The following is a 16,616-nucleotide window of genomic DNA, read 5'->3' on the forward strand; positions in this document are numbered from 1 at the left end:
GGGTCGTACGACCCGGGATACTGGAACGTATGGACGAGTCACCCCAAAAGCCCGAGACGCCTGAAGCGCCAGGAATGCCTGAGTCGGCCGAGACGCCTGAGGCGGCCGCGGGCAGGCCCCTGGACGGCCGGGCCGAGCTGAGCGAGTTCCTGCGCACCCGCAGGGCGCGGCTGCAGCCCCAGGACGTCGGGCTGCCCAGCTACGGGCGCCACCGGCGCGTGCCCGGGCTGCGGCGCGAGGAGCTGGCGCAGCTCGCGGGGGTCTCCGTCGCGTACTACACCCGCCTCGAACAGGGCAACGGCCGCAATGTCTCGGGCGAGGTGCTCGACGCCATCGCGCGCGCCCTGCGCCTGACGGACGCCGAACACGCCCACCTCACGCACCTTGCGAAGCCGAAGGCGCTCAAGAAGAAGCGGGCCGCTCGCCCGCAGCACATGCGGCCCGCCCTGCAACAGCTCCTCGACTCCATCGACGGCGTCCCCGCGTACGTCGTCGGCCGCCGCTCGGACATCCTCGGCTGGAACGCGATGGCGGCGGCGCTCTTCGGCGACTGGGGCCGACTGGCGCCGAAGGACCGCAACTGGGCGCGGATCTGCTTCCTGGACGAGGGCTCCCGGGACCTCTTCGTGGACTGGGAGCAGAAGGCCTCCGACATCGTCAGCTACCTCCGCATGGACGCGGGCTGCTACCCCAACGACCCGCGGCTGACCGCCCTGGTCGGCGAACTCTCCGTGAAGAGCGAGGAGTTCAGGAGCCTGTGGGCCACGCACGACGTGCGGGAGAAGGGCCACGGCGTCAAGCGGATGCGCCACCCGCTGGTGGGCGAGGTGACCCTCGCGTACGAGACGCTGCGGCTGCCGGACGACTGCGACCAGTCGCTGATCATGTACCACGCGGAGCCGGACTCGGCGGCGGCGCAGGCGCTGCGGCTGCTCGCGAGCTGGGGCAGGGACGCGGCGTCGGTGGGCTCGGCCACTCAGTGAGGAACGGCCTTGCGCAGCAGGCGATTTCGCGGGCGGCAGAACGCCTGGTGCTGCCCGATGGCGTGATCGCTCCCTAGGCTGGGGGAGTGAGCAGTGATGAGCGGCAGAAGCCGAACGAAGCCCGCGTGATTCCCCTGCGCCCGGTGAAGGCGGCGCCGCGCCCGCCCGCCGACGAGGCCAAGGAACCTCTCTGGCGGGACGTCGTCGGGGATGTCCTGCGCCGGGAGCGCCTGGCCCAGGAGCGCACGCTCAAGGACGTGGCGGACGCCGCCCGGATCTCCATGCCGTACCTCTCCGAGCTGGAGCGCGGCCGCAAGGAGGGCTCTTCCGAGGTCCTCGCGGCCGCGGCCCACGCGCTCGGGCTGCGCCTTTCCGACCTGCTCTCCCTGGCGCAGGGACAGCTGGCCGGCCTCCCCCGTGCGAGGCCGGCCAGGGCGTCGTACCAGGGCGAGGTACGGCTGGCCGCGTGAGCGCGGATCTCAGGCGGCCACGGGCCCGGCTCAGGCGGCCACGGGCAGGTTCCGCCTGCTGAGCACCTGGTCGGCGAGTCCGTACGCGACGGCCTCCTGCGCGGTGAAGACCTTGTCCCGGTCCATGTCGGCGCGCAGGGTGCCGATGTCATGGTGCGTGTGCCGGGACAGCACCTCCTCCACCTGGGAGCGGATCCGCAGCATCTCCTGTGCCTCCAGGGCGAGATCGGAGACCGTCCCCTGCCGGCCGCGGCTCGCGGGCTGCCCGAGCAGCACGCGCGCGTGGTCGAGCACGAAGCGCCTGCCGGGGTCGCCGCCCGCGAGCAGTACGGCGGCGGTGGAGGCGGCCTGTCCCACGCAGAACGTCGAGATCGGCGCGGAGATGAAGCTCATGGTGTCGTAGATGGCCATGAGCGAGGTGAAGGATCCGCCGGGCGAGTTGATGTAGATGGCGACCTCGCGCTCGGGGGCGGAGGACTCCAGGTGGAGCAGTTGCGCGATGACGACGTTGGCGACGCCGTCGTCGATCTCCGTGCCGAGGAAGATGATGCGCTCGGAGAGCAGGCGGCTGTAGATGTCGTAGGCGCGCTCGCCCTGCGGGGTGCGCTCGACGACGGTGGGAATCGTGTACTGACTCATTCCGTTCCCTCTTCCTCTCTCAGATCCCGAGCCCGATGCGCCGCTTCGACCCGGCGGGCCGCACGTCCTCCAGGGACTCGACCACGCGGTCGACCATCCCGTACTCCTTGGCCTGTTCGGCGGTGAACCACCGGTCGCGGTCGCCGTCCCGGGAGATCGTCTCCGGGCTCTGTCCGGTGTGCTCGGCGGTGATCCGCTCGATCGCCTTCTTGGTGAACTCCAGGTTCTCGGCCTGGATGGCGATGTCGGCGGTGGTGCCGCCGATGCCGGCCGACGGCTGATGCATCATGATCCGCGCGTTGGGCAGCGCGAACCGCTTGCCGTGCGCGCCCACGCTCAGCAGGAACTGGCCCATGCTGGCGGCGAATCCCATGGCGAGGGTGGAGACGTCGTTGGGGATGAGCCGCATGGTGTCGTAGATGGCGAGCCCCGCGGTCACGGAGCCGCCGGGACTGTTGATGTACAGCCCGATGTCGGTCTTCGGATCCTCCGCCGACAGCAGCAGCAGCTGCGCGCAGACGCGGTTGGCGGAGACCTCGTCGACCTGTGTCCCGAGGAACACGATCCGCTGGTTGAGCAGTTGCGCGGCGAGATGGTCGTCGAACCGCGACGGTGAGGTCTCCCCCTCCTCACCCGCCCACGGCCCCGCCGCACCCCAGCCCTTGCCGAACCCTGACATGACACCTCCCAAAACCCTCGCGACGCCCAACGCCCCGCGCTGCCTTCACTGTTGCCCGTCGCCCCGGCCCTTGTCAGAAATCTCGGCTGTGGGCAGATTCGCTGAGGGCAGAGGGGGAGGGGAGAGGGGGGCGGGCCGTTAGGGTCGTGGTCTCGTGGAGTGGATATCGCCTGTAAGTACCCTGCTGGGAGCGGGAATCGGCGTGAGCGCGACCCTCTTGGCCGACCGGGCCCGGTGGCGGCGGGAGAGCGCGGAGCGCGAGACGGCGACGCGCAGACAGCTGTACGCGGAGTACACGGCGGCGCTCTCCCGCGTCCGCTCGGCACTCCACGAGTCCGCGCGGGCCACCGGCGGCCCGAGCCCCGGAAGCGAGGAACACGCGCGCGAGGTCAGGGACCGGTTCCTGGCGCCGGGGGCCTACGAAATCCGCCACCAGCTGGCGATCATCGCGCCCTTGGAGGTCGTCGACGCGGCCAGGTCGGCCTTCATCGCCCTGCGGACGACCCGGGACCGCGTGATCGAGGGCGCGAGAGCCGACAGCGCCATCTACGCGGAGCTGGAGGCCGGCAACGACGCGGCCATCGCCGAGCTGCGTCGGGTGATGCGGCGGGATCTCGGGGTCAGCCCTCGCTAGGAGCCGGAGTGATGCCCGTGGGGCAGGCGCGGCCCCAGTTGGTTTCCGAGGGGGTGTCCAGGAGGGCGCCCGTGCCGCCGATGCCGCAGTAGCCGTCGGGGTTCTTGTCCAGGTACTGCTGGTGGTACGGCTCGGCCGGCCAGAAGGGCCTGTCGGCGGCGGGGAGGACCGTCGTCGTGATCGTGCCGTGGCCCGCGGCGGTCAGGACGCGCTGGTAGGCCTCCAGGGACGCCTTCGCCCCCGCCTCCTGCTCGGCGGAGTGGGTGTAGATCGCCGAGCGGTACTGCGTGCCCACGTCGTTGCCCTGGCGGAAGCCCTGCGTGGGGTTGTGGGACTCCCAGAAGAGCTTCAGGAGCGAGGCGTACGAGACCTTGGCGGGGTCGAAGACGACGCGGACCGCCTCCGTGTGGCCCGTCAGGCCGGAGCAGACCTCCTCGTAGGAGGGGTTCTCGGTGTAGCCGCCCTGGTAGCCGACGTATGTCGTCCAGACGCCGGGCGTCTGCCAGAACTTGCGCTCGGCGCCCCAGAAGCAGCCCAGCGCGAAGTCCGCGACCTCCAGGCCCTCGGGGTAGGGGCCGAGCAGCGCGTTGCCGAGGACCGTGTGGCGCGAGGGGACCTCGAATTCCGGGGTCGCCCGGCCCTTCAGTGCCTGCTCGGGGGTGGGCAGCTCGGGCGTGCGGCCGAAGATCATGCGGGTCTCTCCTCGTGCGGGGCCTGACAGGGACGGACAGGGGCGTCATGAGGGGAACGTGCGGGCGGGCCCCGGCATTCCAGGGGCTCAGTGCGGCAGCGTCGCCGGGCTGCCGCCGTTCGCCTCGTACCCCGCCACGGCGAGCGCGCGGTACACCGCGTAGCTCTCGGCCGGGTCGGGGGTCAGGGTCCAGGGCAGGGCGCCGACGTGGCCGTCCACGTGCACCAGCTGGTGCATGGCCTCGCCCCAGCGCTCGCAGCGGACCAGGAAGAACACCAGGAGGTGGCGGACGTGCGCCAGCATCGGGTCGTCCGGCCGCGCGGCGTGCACCGCGAAGAGGGCGCCCTCGATGGCCTTGGTGACGACCTCGCTCTCATAGAAGCCGCGGACCAGATTGACCTCGGGCATGTGCTCGTAGACGGCGAAGAGCGGGAGCGCCGCGAGCAGGGAGGCGCGAGGGGCGCGCGCCGCCGCGGCCTCCGCGAAGCCGTACGCGAGGTCGCGCGAGCCGTGCCACTTCTCGCACCAGTAGTGCAGCGCCGCCAGATGCGCGCCCATGTGCGCGGGCGCGCGGTCCAGGATCTTCAGCCACAGCTGCTCGAACTCCTCGCGGGGGTACGCGAGACCGCGCGCGATGGACAGCTCGATGATGTACGGGACCGGGTCGCCCGGCGCGAGCAGCGCCGCCTGCGCGCACGCCTCCCGGGCCTCCTCCAGAATGATCCGGAACTCGTCCGTCCCCCGGTCGGCCGTCCGCCACGCCTGCTGGACCAGGAACTCCGCGTGCACCGCGGCGCCACCGGCGTCCTTGGGCGCCTCGGCCCGCCACACCCGCAGCCACTGCCCGCCGGGGCTGTCGCTCACGCCGCCCGGCCGCTGCTGGAGCTCCAGCGAGGCCGCCCCCGCGAAGGCCTGCACCCGCTGCCAGCGCTGCTCGCCGTGCGTCTCCGTGCCCGCGAGGAGCTGCGAGGCGGCCTGCCACCCCTGCGTGCGCTGCACCAGGTCGAGGACTTCCAGGAGATCGGCGTCCGCGCCCGGCATGCGGATGTCCAGCTCCTCCTGGCGCAGGAAGCCGTAGTCCGCCGGGTCCGCGGCGTCCGGCGAGCCGGGCTCGACCTGCCGGATCCCGCCGCGCCTGCGCAGCAGCACGGGTCCGAGGACCGCGCCGATCATGACCACCGCGAACAGGAACCAGAGAATCTCCATGGCTCAAGCGAACCAGACGGGTCCGACAATTGGCGAACCTGCCGGGACGTACCCGTACCGACGTGGACGGAAAGCACCCCCGCGCCCAGGCGGGACGCCCCACCCGCGCACTACGCTCAGGCCGCATGAGTGACTTGCACAGCACGCCCGGCACACAGAGTTTCGAGACCGTGGCGATCCACGCGGGCAACACGGCCGACCCGCTCACCGGAGCCGTCGTCCCGCCCATCTATCAGGTGTCGACCTACAAGCAGGACGGCGTCGGCGGACTGCGCGGCGGCTACGAGTACAGCCGCAGCGCGAACCCGACGAGGACCGCCCTTGAAGAGAACCTGGCCGCGCTGGAGGGCGGCCGCCGCGGGCTCGCCTTCGCCTCCGGCCTCGCGGCCGAGGACTGCCTCCTGCGCGCGCTGCTCGGCCCCGGTGACCACGTGGTCATCCCCAACGACGCGTACGGCGGCACCTTCCGCCTCTTCGCCAAGGTCGTCTCCCGCTGGGGCGTCGAGTGGTCGGTGGCCGACACCTCCGACCCGGACGCGGTGCGGGCCGCGATGACCGACCGTACGAAGGCGATCTGGGTGGAGACCCCCTCCAACCCGCTGCTCGGCATCACCGACATCGCCGCGATCGCCCAGATCGCCCGCGAGACCGGCGCCCGCCTCGTCGTCGACAACACCTTCGCGAGCCCCTACCTCCAGCAGCCCCTCGCCCTCGGCGCGGACATCGTCGTGCACTCCATGACGAAGTACATGGGCGGCCACTCGGACGTCGTCGGCGGAGCGCTGGTCGTCAACGACGCGGCGCTCGGCGAGGAGCTGGCCTACCACCAGAACGCGATGGGCGCCGTCGCCGGGCCCTTCGACGCCTGGCTGGTGCTGCGCGGCATCAAGACCCTCGCGGTGCGCATGGACCGGCACAGCGAGAACGCCACCAAGGTCACCGAGATGCTGACCCGCCACGCGCGCGTGAAGCGCGTCCTGTACCCGGGCCTTCCGGAGCACCCCGGTCACGAGGTCGCCGCCAAGCAGATGAAGTCGTTCGGCGGCATGGTGTCGTTCCAGGTCGAGGGCGGCGAGGAGGCGGCCGTCGAGGTCTGCAACCGCGCCAAGCTCTTCACGCTGGGCGAGTCCCTGGGCGGCGTCGAGTCCCTGATCGAGCACCCGGGCCGCATGACGCACGCCTCGACCGCCGGCTCGCTCCTCGAGGTCCCGGCGGACCTGGTACGCCTGTCGGTGGGCATCGAAGCGGTGGACGACCTCCTCGCCGACCTCCAGCAGGCACTGGGCTAGTCCGTCCGGCACGGACATCCCTCCGCTGCCGGCGAGCAAGCGGCGGGCAGTCCGGCACGGGCATCCCCCCGCTACCAGCGAGTAAGCGGCGGAGTCGTCTCCGAAGGCGGCTCCGCCCACGGCTGCGCGGCCGACGCCCACACGGCGAACGCCACCACGCAGGCGAGCAGCACCACCCACAGGAGCCTGCGCAGCACCACGCGCCTCCGCAGCATCCGCCCGCCCCGCCGCACGGCGTCGTCGAAGAGCCCCGGCGGCACCGACGCCTGCGCACTCTCCAGCAGCCGCCGCACGGCCGTCTCCTTGCGCTCGTACTGGCTCATGGCCGCACCACCCCGCTCAGCGCCCCCGCGGGCCCCCGCGGCGGATGCAGGGCCGTCGCCATGGCACGGGCGCAGATCCCCCGGACCCGGTCGGCGGGCAGCCCGAGAAGCGCGGCGGTCTGTTCCTCGGCCACTCCCTCGTACATCCGGAGCACGAGGATCAGCCGTTCCTGGGGGTTCAGCCGCTCCAGGACGCCACCGTGGCCCCGGTGGCGACGCCAGGCCCCACGGGCGAAGCGGAGGGCGACCTGCTGGCGTGTGCGGTCGTACGGATCCTCGCCGCGCAGCCGGTCCCACGCCGCGTACGTATGCGCGAGGGCGGCGGTGAGCAGGGCACGCGCGCGTGGGTTGTCGTCGGGGCGTTCCGCGGTGAGCAGCGTCGCGGCATGCAGGAGCCTGCCTGCCGCGCCCGCGACGAACGCCTCGAACTCCCGGGCACGGCGGGCGTCCTGGAACGCCTGCCGTTCACGCACCGCGCCTCCCGGCCGCAAGCAGAGGAGGGCAACCCCCGGCAAGGGGGCGTCCTGGTCTCATATGAGGCCAGACGCGGCGCCGGGGTCAAGACTCCGGAGTGGCCGGAACCTCTCCGCCGGGTGCCGCGTGTGACATCTGCCGGGCCGAGAGGGCGGAATTGAAGCGTGTGAGGAGCGCGCAGAAGCTCTCCCGCTCCTGTGGCGCCCAGTCCTGCGTCAGCTCGGCCATCAGCTCGCGCCGCGAGGAACGCACCTCGTCGAGCCTGGCCTGGCCGCGCGGCGACAGCTGGAGCACCACGGCACGGCCGTCCTCGGGGTGCGAGGTGCGCTTGACGAGCCCGGTGTCGACCAGCGGGGCGACCTGCCGGGTGACCGTCGAGGAGTCGATGCCCATGCTCGCCGCGAGCGCCTTGACGCCCATCGGCCCTTCCTTGTCGAGGCGGTTCAGCAGCAGATAGGCGGCACGGTCCATGGAGTTGCGGACCTGGCCTACCCCGCCGAGGCGGGTCTGCTCCGCGCGGCGGGCGAAGACGGCCACCTGGTGCTGCAGGCTGTCGAGAAGGCCGGGTTCACTGGCGGTCGTCATGTCCGGAGTTGTGGGCATGGCCGGGGGCTCACTTCATGCGAGGGCGGTGGGTTGGGGGACAGGGTACGCGGCCACGGCGCGGACCGTACCTGCGCTGCGCAAACCTACGCGCAGAACAGTCTCGGCCCTTGGTCACCGAAGGAGGACTCCGGCGACGGCTGCGAGACTTGGGACCATGAGCTACCGCACGCCGCACTTCCTGCCGACAGTCACCCTCGACGACGTGCGCGGCGCACGGAAGATGCTCTCCGGAGTGGCCCGGATGACGGCGATGGAGGGCAGCAGGCACCTGTCCCAGCTGGTCGGCGCGCCGGTCCACCTCAAGTGCGAGAACCTCCAGCGGACGGGTTCGTTCAAGCTGCGCGGGGCCTACGTACGGATCGCGGGGCTGCTCCCCGAGGAGCGCGCCGCGGGTGTGGTGGCCGCCAGCGCGGGCAACCACGCGCAGGGCGTGGCCCTCGCCTCCTCGCTGCTCGGCGTGGGCTCCACCGTGTTCATGCCCGCCGGCGCACCGCTGCCCAAGGTCGCGGCGACCAGGGAGTACGGCGCCGAGGTGCGGCTGCACGGCCAGGTCGTCGACGAGACGCTGGCCGCCGCGCAGGAGTACGCGCGCGAGACGGGCGCGGTCTTCATCCACCCCTTCGACCACCCCGACATCATCGCGGGGCAGGGCACGGTCGGCCTGGAGATCCTGGAGCAGTGCCCGGAGCTGCGCACCCTCGTGGTCGGCGTCGGGGGCGGCGGTCTCGCGGCGGGCATCGCGGTGGCCGTCAAGGCTCTGCGCCCCGACGTGCGGATCGTCGGCGTGCAGGCGGCGGGCTCCGCGGCCTACCCGCCCTCGCTCGCCGCCGGGCACCCGGTGTCGATCGACAACCCCGCGACCATGGCCGACGGCATCAAGGTCGGACGCCCCGGAGACGTGCCGTTCCAGCTGATCGAGGACCTGGTCGACGACATCGTCACGGTCTCCGAGGACGAGCTGTCCAGCGCCCTGCTGCTCTGCCTGGAGCGCGCCAAGATGGTCGTCGAACCGGCCGGCGCCAGCCCCGTCGCGGCCCTGCTGAGCAGCCCGAAGTCGTTCGACGGCCCGGTCGTGGCGCTGCTCTCCGGCGGCAACGTGGACCCGCTCCTGATGCAGCGCATCCTGCGCCAGGGCATGGCGGCGGCGGGCCGCTACCTGTCGCTGCGGCTGCGCCTGACCGACCGCCCCGGCGCGCTGGCCGACCTCCTCGGTGTGCTGACGGTGATGGATGCCAACGTCCTCGACGTGAGCCACGTACGCACCGATCCGCGCCTCGGTCTCACGGAGGTGGAGGTGGAGCTGCACCTGGAGACGAAGGGCCCCGAGCACTGCGCCGAGGTGGGCACGGCGCTGCGCGAGGCGGGCTACACGGTCATCGGCTGAGCCGCCCGCGGTGCGCCCGCGCGACGGCCGTACCGGCATTTGCCGGGCGCGGAAGGTCCGGCAAACCTAGACTTCTCCCAGAAAGTCCTTCATCCCCGGACCTCTGGGAGAACCCACATGCCAGGCGCCATATACGCCGAAGGCCTGGTGAAGACCTTCGGCGAGGTCAGGGCTCTGGACGGCGTCGATCTGGACGTCCCGGAGGGCACCGTGCTCGGTCTGCTCGGACCGAACGGCGCGGGTAAGACCACCGCGGTGCGCTGTCTGACGACGCTCCTGACCCCCGACAGCGGCCGGGCCTTCGTCGCCGGGATCGACGTGCTCAAGCATCCGAACGAGGTGCGCCGCTCCATCGGCCTCTCCGGTCAATTCGCGGCCGTGGACGAGTACTTGACGGGCCGTGAGAACCTCCAGATGGTCGGTCAGCTCTACCAGATGAAGGCCAAGGAGGCCAAGGTCAGAGCGGGCGAGCTGCTCGACCGGTTCAACCTCGCCGACGCCGCCGACCGCCCCTCCAAGACGTACTCGGGAGGCATGCGCCGCCGCCTCGACCTCGCGGCCGCGCTCGTCGTCTCGCCGCCGGTGATGTTCATGGACGAGCCCACCACCGGCCTCGACCCGCGCAACCGCCAGCAGCTGTGGGAGGTCATCGAGGAACTGGTCTCGGGCGGTACGACGCTGCTCCTGACCACGCAGTATCTGGAGGAGGCCGATCACCTGGCGCACGACATCTGCGTCGTCGACCACGGCCGCGTCATCGCCCGCGGCACCGCCGACCAGCTCAAGGCCAGGACCGGCGGCGAGCGCGTCGAGGTCGTGGTGCACGAGCGCGAGCACATCGCCACCGCCTCCGAGGTCCTGCGCGGCCTCGGCAAGGGCGAGGTCACCGTCGCCGAGCACACGCGCAAGCTGACCGTGCCCGTCACCGGCGGCGCCAAGCTGCTCGCCGAGGTCATCCGCGAGCTGGACACCCGCGGCATCGAGATCGACGACATCGGTCTGCGCCGCCCCACCCTCGACGACGTCTTCATCTCCCTCACCGGCCACGTCGCCGCGCTGGAGGACGAGGACGAGGGCACGAAGGAGGCCGGCAAGTGAGCACCCTCACCGACACGCCGCGCGCGACGGCCCCCAGGCCCGCGGGCGGCATCGGCCAGTCCGTCAGGGACTCCCTGGTCGTCGCCAAGCGGAACCTCATCCGCATGTCCCGCACCCCGAATCCTGTTGGCACAGCTTCGATTCGGTCCAGCTCACCACAGGCCATCCGAGAGACTGACTCCCTTGCCCTTGCGCTCAGGAACCTGATCCGCGTGAGCCGCGACCAGGATCGTGCTCGCGCGTCTCAGCTAGGTAGCGCCTCAGGCATGCGGCGGCCTGACGCCGGGAAGGAGCAGACGAAGTGAGCGCTGTATCCGACCGTCGACCGCTCTTGGCACCTCGCCCTAAAGGCGGCATCAGCCAGTCGGTCCGGGATTCGCTGGTCGTGGCACGCAGGAACCTGATTCGTATGACCAGGATTCCTGAAATGATCCTCTTCGGGGTCATTCAGCCGGTGATGTTCGTGGTGTTGTTCACGTATGTCTTCGGCGGCTCCATCAACATTCCAGGTGCGCCCGGGGGGAGCGCGAGTGCCTACAAGGAATTCCTGATGGCGGGCATCTTCGCGCAGACCGTCACCTTCGCCACCGCGGGCGCGGGCGCCGGTATCGCCGACGACATGCACAAGGGTCTCATCGACCGCTTCCGGTCGCTGCCCATGGCGCGCGGCGCGGTACTCACCGGCCGCACCCTCGCGGATCTGGTGCAGACGGCCGTGACCTTGGCCGTGCTGGCGCTGGTGGCCCTGATCGTCGGCTGGCGCACGCACGAGAACCTTGGAAAGGTACTGGCGGGCTTCGGCCTGCTCCTGCTGCTCGGATACGCGTTCACCTGGATCGGCGCACTGATCGGCCTGTCTGTGCGGACCCCGGAGGCAGCGACCTCGGGGGGGCTGATCTGGTTGTTCCCACTGACGTTCATCTCGAATGCGTTTGTGCCGGTCAACGGGATGCCGAGGTTTCTCCAGTACATCGCCGAGTGGAACCCGTTCAGCGCCACGGTGGCGGCAGCCCGAGAGCTGTTCGGCAACACGATCGAGGGTGTTCCGAAGTCAGTCACCGGAGCTTGGCCGATGGAGCACCCCGTCTTGGCTTCGTTGATTTGGTCCGTGATCATCATCGTGGCGTTCCGCACGCTGGCGGTCCGCAAGTATCGCTCGGCGACCTGACCAAGAGGCGCAGCCACCAACGGAGAGAGCCCCTGCCAGGGGTACAGGCAGGGGCTCTCGCGCTTAAGCCTACGGGGTCAGACCGTCTGAGTGCGCAGGGCGCTTACGAAGGCCCTCAGGCATCACCTGAAACGTCAAAGACACCACCTCAGGAACCTAGCTGTCCCTGACGGTGACACTCCCGTGCGCGAGGGCTCGGGCCCGCGCCCAGAAGATCGGGCGCGTGTCCGCGCTGCCAGGGCGGCGCAACTCCTGGAGCAGGCACAGATCCGTGCGATGCCGGCGACGCTGATCCCGCAGGTCTGCGGCCGAGGGCCCCACGATACGAACGTGAGGCACCAGGACGAGGTCACCGGACACGAGTGATCGAGGGATGACGGCTGAGTGTCCCCTCAGCCGACCGTCAAAACTAGCCCTTGGCCGAGTGCAATCAGCACGGCCATGATGGCACCGACCACCACCAGGACTCCGAGGAGCCGGGCAGTCCGGCGCTGCTCTCCGATGGCGTACCGCACTGTGCGCCACCACTCCTTGCCGAGCTTCATAAGCCTCACCCTTCAGTCTGTGCAGGTGAGTTGAGAGTCCAGGACCCCTCACAGTGATGATTCACGGCGATACGCTGTGCTCCACAAAGAACCGTGGTGAATCGTGGTGAACCGAGCCTTCGGCTCCACGAAAGGGAGGGACACCTTGCCAGGGTCAGCCAGTCGAGCGGTAGAGATTCCGGACGCAATCCCTAAGGGGCCGCTCCGCACGTGGTTGGAGTGGCTGAAGGAGCTGCGCTGGAAGGCGGGAACGCCTTCGCTGTCCGCCATCGCGGAGCGGACCGCAGCGAGAGGGCAGAAGATCAGTACCGCCACGGTGCGGCGCCTGCTGTTGGGAGAGACATGCAGTGAAGGCCCCGCGGTTGCCTTGGCCTACACCCTGGCTGAACTTGACACTCGGCCGGTTGTAGGCCGACCTGCTGACGATTGGGATGCTTTCGATTCACGGTTGTCCGCCCTAATCTCTGGACTGCGTTCCACGAGCGGGATCACACGGAAACTTGCTCCGCTCTATCCTTCTACGTGCCCTATGGAACGGACTGCTACCGGTATCTGTCCCCTCTGCGACCAGTCACATGAAACGGCGGGTGACGAGGGGATCAAAGCAGGGGCAAGAATTGAAATTTTTCAGAAGTTGAACCACCGCGCTCTGCCCGTTCCTGAAGGAGTTTCCGGTGAGTTTGAGCTACCAAGGTCCATCGGCGCTTGCGCCGATGTCGAGCCAGAGGCCAAACGAGTCCTGGCTGAGACGTTGCATGGGATGCTTGGCGCGCTTGAAATAGATGCCGCTGCATTCACACAGAGATGGCACCTGGAGCCCTGGGGTGCACGGGTTTACACAACGGGTGTTGTGGTCCCTTCAAGGGAATTCATCGATCTCCTCGTGCGGCTGTACGAGGAAAAGCATGGCCCGCTGAGCGAAAGGGCAAGAACTCATCTTCTGGCGATGTATGTGGCAGCTCTTGAAGCTGGCACCGGAGCCCCAAGGGCATAGACCAACCGACTCCAATGATGTTGTTACCGCACCCCATCTGATGCAGCATCGCGAGCCGTCTGAGCCTGCGTTGCCGGCTGGCTGTTTGAGACCGAAGGGCAGGAAGGCAGGGCGAAGAAGATGCTGGCTGCGGTGGACAGGTTGGTACCCGCCTTGACAACTTCACCTTTGAACAGAAGCTCGACAGGCTCGATCTGCTTGACGTTCGAGTGCAGATCACCGGCAACGCCCCCTGTCGAGGTCACTGATGAGATGTGGGACAAGGTGCGGGGAACCCTGTCGGGGAACCGACAGTGGACGGAGTTTGGCTCCGGGGAGTAGGAGCGGGCTCTAGAGGCCCTGGCGCCTTACGAGCGTGTCCCTGTGCCGCCTGCACGCGTGCTGCCCCCCATGCTGGTGACAGGCGCGGCCGACCCGGAGTTCGCCGCCGAACGTGCAGCTCAAGGGCGGTGCGAAGACAGCTGCAACAACGCAAAGACCGCGCTGACCCTGCTCGTCCTCGCGGTCGTGGCGCTGCTCGTCGGCTGGCGCGTCCACGAGGGGATCGGGAAGGCGCTCGGCGCCTTCGGCCTGCTGCTCCTGCTCGGCTACGCCTTCACCTGGGTCGGCGCGCTCATCGGCCTCTCGGTGCGCACCCCGGAGGCGGCCACCTCGGGCGGGCTGATCTGGCTCTTCCCGGTCACGTTCATCTCGAACGCGTTCGTGGACTCCAGCCAGATGACGCCCTGGCTGCGGCACGTGGCCGACTGGAACCCCTTCAGCGCCACCGTCCAGGCCTGCCGCGAGCTCTTCGGCAACCCGGGCGTCTCGGCCTCCACGGCCTGGCCTGGCCCATGGAGCATCCGGTCTGGGCCTCGGTGATCTACTCGATCCTGATCATCCTGGTCTTCCGCACGCTGGCGGTCCGCAAGTACCGCTCGGCGACGGCCTGAGGCCTCTGAGAAGACTCCTGAGACCCCTGAGGCACCCTGGCACACGACGGGGCCCCGGCACTCACCGTGCCGGGGCCCTGTCGTGGAAAAGCGGCGTCAGGCCTTGTACGGCTTGGCGTCGAGGATCTTGACGGAGGCGAGCTTGCCGTTCGGCAGTTCGTACTGCGCGTCCGCGCCGATCTTCTTGCCGTTCACGCCCGAGCCCAGCGGGGACTGCGGCGAGTACGTCTCGATGTCGTTGCTCGCGTACTCGCGGGAGGCGAGCAGGAACGTCAGGGTGTCGTCCTCGTCGCCGTCGAAGGCGATGGTCACGACCATGCCGGGCGCCACCATGCCGTCCGCGGCCGGGGCCTCACCGACCTTGGCGGTCTCCAGGAGCTGGGTCAGCTGGCGGACGCGGAGCTCCTGCTTGCCCTGCTCCTCCTTCGCCGCGTGGTACCCGCCGTTCTCGCGCAGGTCCCCCTCCTCGCGCGCCGCCGCGATCTTCGCGGCGATCTCGGTGCGCGCGGGACCAGACAGGTGCTCCAGCTCGGCCTTGAGCTGGTTGTACGCCTCCTGGGTCAGCCAGGTGACGTTCTCGCTGGTCTGGGTCACAGGTGCTCCTCGTAGGTACTGGGAAGACAAAGCATCGCCCTACCCAGAAGGATGTTCCCTTACGGGTGGGCGAAACCACGAGCCTAACAATTGAGGCGGGCCAGGGGGAGGACATAAGCCATCAGAATCGCGTCAACGCAGGTGAGGACGGTAAAGCCGGCCTCGCCGCCGTCGTGTCGGTCCGCGTGTCAGTCGGCGTGGCAGCCCAGCAGCTCGACGCTGGTCGCCTTCGACGTCGTACGGAGCGTGACGACCTTGTCGATGCGGCCCTCGCGCTGGTCGAAGCGGAAGTCCGCGCGGCCGACCTCGGCGCCGGACTCGGCCTGCGAGCGCAGGGTGCAGTAGCCCTTGGCCCCGGCGTCCTTGCGCACCTCCAGGTGCGCCTCGACGGTGGTGGCCGAAACGACGTCGAATTTGATGACCTCGGCGCTGACCTTCGTACCGTTGATGTAGTCGTAGCCGAACCAGCCGACGACGCCGAGCAGGACCACGCCCAGCACGGAGCCCACGACCTTGAGCTTGCGGTCGGCGGCCTCGTCGTCCGTGCGCGAGCGGCCGTACCGCCCTTGGGGAAGCCCCTCGGAAGGCTTCGGACCCACCGCCGCCATGATCGTCCTCCAGGAACAGGGGATGCCGGAATTTTCCGCCCCCCGGTTCCGTCACTATAGAAGCCGCGTGTTGCGCCGGATCACCGAGGGCGCCCGATTACTTGAGGATCGAGTCTTGACTGAGCAGCTTCGACTGATGGCCGTGCACGCCCACCCCGACGACGAGTCGAGCAAGGGCGCGGCCACCATGGCCAAGTACGTGTCCGAGGGGGTGGACGTGCTCGTCGTGACCTGCACGGGCGGTGAGCGCGGCGACATCCTCAACCCGAAGCTCCAGGGTGACACCTACATCCAGGAGCACATCCACGAGGTGCGCAAGAAGGAGATGGACGAGGCGCGCGAGATCCTCGGCGTCAAGCAGGAGTGGCTCGGCTTCGTCGACTCGGGGCTGCCCGAGGGCGACCCGCTGCCGCCGCTGCCCGAGGGCTGCTTCGCGCTGGAGGATGTCGACAAGGCGGCCGGTGAGCTGGTGCGCCAGATCCGTTCCTTCCGTCCGCAGGTCATCACGACGTACGACGAGAACGGCGGCTATCCGCACCCCGACCACATCATGACCCACAAGATCACGATGGTGGCGTTCGAGGGCGCGGCGGACGCGGAGAAGTACCCGGAGAGCGAGTTCGGCCCGGTTTTCCAGCCGCAGAAGCTCTACTACAACCAGGGCTTCAACCGCCCGCGCACCGAGGCGCTCCACCAGGCGATGCTCGACCACGGTCTGGAGTCGCCGTACGGGGACTGGCTCAAGCGGTGGGACGAGTTCGAGCGGGTCGAGCGCACCCTGACCACCCACGTCCCGTGCGCCGACTTCTACGAGATCCGCGACAAGGCCCTGATCGCCCACGCCACGCAGATCGACCCCGACGGCGGCTGGTTCCGCGTCCCGATGGAGCTGCAGAAGAAGGTCTGGCCCACGGAGGAGTACGAGCTGGCGAAGTCGCTCGTCGATACTTCCCTCCCCGAGGACGACCTCTTTGCGGGCATCCGCGACAATGCCTAGCGTGAACGCACATCTGGCAATGACGCATCTCGTCCCTCTTGCCAAGGAGGTCGACGACGACAAGGTGACCCCCGGCGTCCTCGGATTCATCGTCTTCGCGGTGATGGCCCTGGCCGTGTGGGGCCTTATGAAGTCGATGAACCGGCACATGGGCAAGGTCGACTTCAAGGAGCCGGAGACCGGTCGGCGGCCGGGAGCGGGCGAGAAGACGGATGACCGGGCGGTCGGCGCGGCGGCCGGCGGGGACGGCGCTCCGGCGGCGAACCCGGCCCGCAAGCGCGCCGACGGCGACAGGTCCTAGC

20 protein-coding genes and 2 pseudogenes are annotated in these 16,616 nt (G+C 69.5%); 12 read left to right on the plus strand and 10 right to left on the minus strand.

Features of this window, described 5'->3' with window-relative positions; translation table 11 throughout:
* Positions 1–74 precede the first annotated feature (74 nt).
* Together DMA15_RS23300 and DMA15_RS23305 are read left to right on the plus strand one after the other, a co-directional pair.
* On the plus strand, positions 75–983 hold the full coding sequence (locus tag DMA15_RS23300; protein WP_125514687.1) for a helix-turn-helix transcriptional regulator: 909 nt from the start codon (positions 75–77) through the stop codon (positions 981–983).
* Positions 984–1,108: 125 nt separating this feature from the next.
* Entirely contained in the window at positions 1,109–1,453 is a 345-nt protein-coding gene (locus tag DMA15_RS23305; protein ID WP_240660250.1) for a helix-turn-helix transcriptional regulator, read from the plus strand.
* 30 nt (positions 1,454–1,483) lie between these two features.
* On the opposite strand, the gene DMA15_RS23310 is transcribed toward DMA15_RS23305, so the two are convergent.
* Both DMA15_RS23310 and DMA15_RS23315 read right to left on the minus strand, forming a co-directional pair.
* Positions 1,484–2,092 carry an ATP-dependent Clp protease proteolytic subunit gene (locus DMA15_RS23310; RefSeq protein WP_125514689.1) on the minus strand — a complete coding sequence of 203 codons (609 nt, stop codon included), beginning with the start codon at positions 2,090–2,092 and terminating at the stop codon, positions 1,484–1,486.
* A gap of 19 nt (positions 2,093–2,111) precedes the next feature.
* A complete protein-coding gene (locus tag DMA15_RS23315; protein ID WP_125514690.1) occupies positions 2,112–2,771 on the minus strand; it encodes an ATP-dependent Clp protease proteolytic subunit in 660 nt (219 codons plus the stop codon).
* Positions 2,772–2,973: 202 nt separating this feature from the next.
* On the opposite strand from DMA15_RS23315, the gene DMA15_RS23320 reads away from it, so the two are divergent.
* The gene (locus DMA15_RS23320; protein WP_240659902.1) at positions 2,974–3,405 is read left to right on the plus strand and encodes a hypothetical protein; all 432 of its coding nucleotides are present in this window, start codon (positions 2,974–2,976) and stop codon (positions 3,403–3,405) included.
* Here the strand turns inward: DMA15_RS23320 and msrA are convergent.
* A complete protein-coding gene (gene msrA, locus DMA15_RS23325; protein WP_125514693.1) occupies positions 3,392–4,096 on the minus strand; it encodes a peptide-methionine (S)-S-oxide reductase MsrA in 705 nt (234 codons plus the stop codon). The two genes, DMA15_RS23320 and msrA, sit on opposite strands and share 14 nt — an antisense overlap.
* An 87-nt stretch (positions 4,097–4,183) precedes the next feature.
* On the minus strand, positions 4,184–5,302 hold the full coding sequence (locus DMA15_RS23330) for a hypothetical protein (RefSeq protein WP_125514694.1): 1,119 nt from the start codon (positions 5,300–5,302) through the stop codon (positions 4,184–4,186).
* 125 nt (positions 5,303–5,427) lie between these two features.
* On the opposite strand from DMA15_RS23330, the gene DMA15_RS23335 reads away from it, so the two are divergent.
* Complete coding sequence (locus DMA15_RS23335; protein ID WP_125514696.1) at positions 5,428–6,591, plus strand: cystathionine gamma-synthase; 1,164 nt, start codon at positions 5,428–5,430, stop codon at positions 6,589–6,591.
* Between the two features lie 71 nt (positions 6,592–6,662).
* On the opposite strand, the gene DMA15_RS23340 is transcribed toward DMA15_RS23335, so the two are convergent.
* The 3 genes from DMA15_RS23340 to DMA15_RS23350 form a co-directional block, all read right to left on the minus strand.
* Positions 6,663–6,914 (minus strand): hypothetical protein, encoded by a 252-nt coding sequence (locus DMA15_RS23340; RefSeq protein WP_125514697.1) that lies wholly within the window; start codon positions 6,912–6,914, stop codon positions 6,663–6,665.
* Positions 6,911–7,387, minus strand: coding sequence for a sigma factor-like helix-turn-helix DNA-binding protein (locus DMA15_RS23345; RefSeq protein ID WP_125514698.1), 477 nt, complete (start codon positions 7,385–7,387; stop codon positions 6,911–6,913). Before DMA15_RS23345 ends, DMA15_RS23340 begins: the two co-directional genes overlap by 4 nt.
* 85 nt (positions 7,388–7,472) lie before the next feature.
* Positions 7,473–7,991 carry a MarR family transcriptional regulator gene (locus DMA15_RS23350; protein WP_125514699.1) on the minus strand — a complete coding sequence of 173 codons (519 nt, stop codon included), beginning with the start codon at positions 7,989–7,991 and terminating at the stop codon, positions 7,473–7,475.
* Between the two features lie 157 nt (positions 7,992–8,148).
* Here DMA15_RS23350 and ilvA point away from each other — a divergent pair, with 157 nt between their 5' ends.
* The 4 genes and pseudogenes from ilvA to DMA15_RS23370 all read left to right on the plus strand — a co-directional run bounded on the left by ilvA (position 8,149) and on the right by DMA15_RS23370 (position 11,644).
* Positions 8,149–9,378, plus strand: a complete 1,230-nt coding sequence (gene ilvA / locus DMA15_RS23355; protein WP_125514700.1) for a threonine ammonia-lyase — start codon at positions 8,149–8,151, stop codon at positions 9,376–9,378.
* A gap of 117 nt (positions 9,379–9,495) precedes the next feature.
* Positions 9,496–10,476: an ATP-binding cassette domain-containing protein gene (locus DMA15_RS23360; protein ID WP_125514702.1), complete on the plus strand. Its 981-nt coding sequence runs from the start codon at positions 9,496–9,498 to the stop codon at positions 10,474–10,476.
* Positions 10,473–10,595, plus strand: a pseudogene (locus DMA15_RS37580) (ABC transporter permease); the annotation flags it as partial. The gene DMA15_RS23360 and the pseudogene DMA15_RS37580, both read left to right, overlap by 4 nt.
* 182 nt (positions 10,596–10,777) lie before the next feature.
* The gene (locus DMA15_RS23370) at positions 10,778–11,644 is read left to right on the plus strand and encodes an ABC transporter permease (RefSeq protein ID WP_125514703.1); all 867 of its coding nucleotides are present in this window, start codon (positions 10,778–10,780) and stop codon (positions 11,642–11,644) included.
* A gap of 392 nt (positions 11,645–12,036) precedes the next feature.
* On the opposite strand, the gene DMA15_RS36745 is transcribed toward DMA15_RS23370, so the two are convergent.
* On the minus strand, positions 12,037–12,189 hold the full coding sequence (locus DMA15_RS36745) for a hypothetical protein (RefSeq protein ID WP_164551646.1): 153 nt from the start codon (positions 12,187–12,189) through the stop codon (positions 12,037–12,039).
* 529 nt (positions 12,190–12,718) lie between these two features.
* On the opposite strand from DMA15_RS36745, the gene DMA15_RS23375 reads away from it, so the two are divergent.
* Both DMA15_RS23375 and DMA15_RS23380 read left to right on the plus strand, forming a co-directional pair.
* The gene (locus tag DMA15_RS23375; RefSeq protein WP_125514705.1) at positions 12,719–13,183 is read left to right on the plus strand and encodes a hypothetical protein; all 465 of its coding nucleotides are present in this window, start codon (positions 12,719–12,721) and stop codon (positions 13,181–13,183) included.
* A 474-nt stretch (positions 13,184–13,657) separates the two neighbouring features.
* Positions 13,658–14,115: pseudogene (locus tag DMA15_RS23380) on the plus strand (ABC transporter permease); the annotation flags it as partial.
* Between the two features lie 96 nt (positions 14,116–14,211).
* Here DMA15_RS23380 and greA read toward each other — a convergent pair.
* Together greA and DMA15_RS23390 are read right to left on the minus strand one after the other, a co-directional pair.
* Positions 14,212–14,709, minus strand: a complete 498-nt coding sequence (gene greA, locus DMA15_RS23385) for a transcription elongation factor GreA (protein ID WP_125514706.1) — start codon at positions 14,707–14,709, stop codon at positions 14,212–14,214.
* A 188-nt stretch (positions 14,710–14,897) separates the two neighbouring features.
* Positions 14,898–15,317 carry a DUF4307 domain-containing protein gene (locus DMA15_RS23390; protein WP_125514707.1) on the minus strand — a complete coding sequence of 140 codons (420 nt, stop codon included), beginning with the start codon at positions 15,315–15,317 and terminating at the stop codon, positions 14,898–14,900.
* 115 nt (positions 15,318–15,432) lie between these two features.
* Between DMA15_RS23390 and mca the strand changes: the two genes are divergently transcribed.
* A complete protein-coding gene (mca, locus tag DMA15_RS23395) occupies positions 15,433–16,314 on the plus strand; it encodes a mycothiol conjugate amidase Mca (RefSeq protein ID WP_125514709.1) in 882 nt (293 codons plus the stop codon).
* A 19-nt stretch (positions 16,315–16,333) separates the two neighbouring features.
* Positions 16,334–16,615, plus strand: a complete 282-nt coding sequence (locus DMA15_RS23400) for a hypothetical protein (protein WP_206302953.1) — start codon at positions 16,334–16,336, stop codon at positions 16,613–16,615.
* Position 16,616 lies beyond the last annotated feature (1 nt).

The sequence above is a fragment of the Streptomyces sp. WAC 01529 genome (genome assembly GCF_003945545.1).
Taxonomy (GTDB): domain Bacteria; phylum Actinomycetota; class Actinomycetes; order Streptomycetales; family Streptomycetaceae; genus Streptomyces; species Streptomyces anatolicus.

What these genes read in the sequence shown, in the direction of transcription:
- msrA (WP_125514693.1), bottom strand. Translation starts at nt 4,096, where the DNA reads ATGATCTTCGGCCGCACGCCCGAGCTGCCCACCCCCGAGCAGGCACTG.
- DMA15_RS23330 (WP_125514694.1), bottom strand. Translation starts at nt 5,302, where the DNA reads ATGGAGATTCTCTGGTTCCTGTTCGCGGTGGTCATGATCGGCGCGGTC.
- DMA15_RS23300 (WP_125514687.1), top strand. Translation starts at nt 75, where the DNA reads ATGCCTGAGTCGGCCGAGACGCCTGAGGCGGCCGCGGGCAGGCCCCTG.
- DMA15_RS23400 (WP_206302953.1), top strand. Translation starts at nt 16,334, where the DNA reads ATGACGCATCTCGTCCCTCTTGCCAAGGAGGTCGACGACGACAAGGTG.
- DMA15_RS23350 (WP_125514699.1), bottom strand. Translation starts at nt 7,991, where the DNA reads ATGCCCACAACTCCGGACATGACGACCGCCAGTGAACCCGGCCTTCTC.
- DMA15_RS23310 (WP_125514689.1), bottom strand. Translation starts at nt 2,092, where the DNA reads ATGAGTCAGTACACGATTCCCACCGTCGTCGAGCGCACCCCGCAGGGC.
- DMA15_RS23315 (WP_125514690.1), bottom strand. Translation starts at nt 2,771, where the DNA reads ATGTCAGGGTTCGGCAAGGGCTGGGGTGCGGCGGGGCCGTGGGCGGGT.
- ilvA (WP_125514700.1), top strand. Translation starts at nt 8,149, where the DNA reads ATGAGCTACCGCACGCCGCACTTCCTGCCGACAGTCACCCTCGACGAC.
- DMA15_RS36745 (WP_164551646.1), bottom strand. Translation starts at nt 12,189, where the DNA reads ATGAAGCTCGGCAAGGAGTGGTGGCGCACAGTGCGGTACGCCATCGGA.
- DMA15_RS23335 (WP_125514696.1), top strand. Translation starts at nt 5,428, where the DNA reads ATGAGTGACTTGCACAGCACGCCCGGCACACAGAGTTTCGAGACCGTG.
- DMA15_RS23360 (WP_125514702.1), top strand. Translation starts at nt 9,496, where the DNA reads ATGCCAGGCGCCATATACGCCGAAGGCCTGGTGAAGACCTTCGGCGAG.
- DMA15_RS23340 (WP_125514697.1), bottom strand. Translation starts at nt 6,914, where the DNA reads ATGAGCCAGTACGAGCGCAAGGAGACGGCCGTGCGGCGGCTGCTGGAG.
- DMA15_RS23390 (WP_125514707.1), bottom strand. Translation starts at nt 15,317, where the DNA reads ATGGCGGCGGTGGGTCCGAAGCCTTCCGAGGGGCTTCCCCAAGGGCGG.
- DMA15_RS23375 (WP_125514705.1), top strand. Translation starts at nt 12,719, where the DNA reads ATGGAACGGACTGCTACCGGTATCTGTCCCCTCTGCGACCAGTCACAT.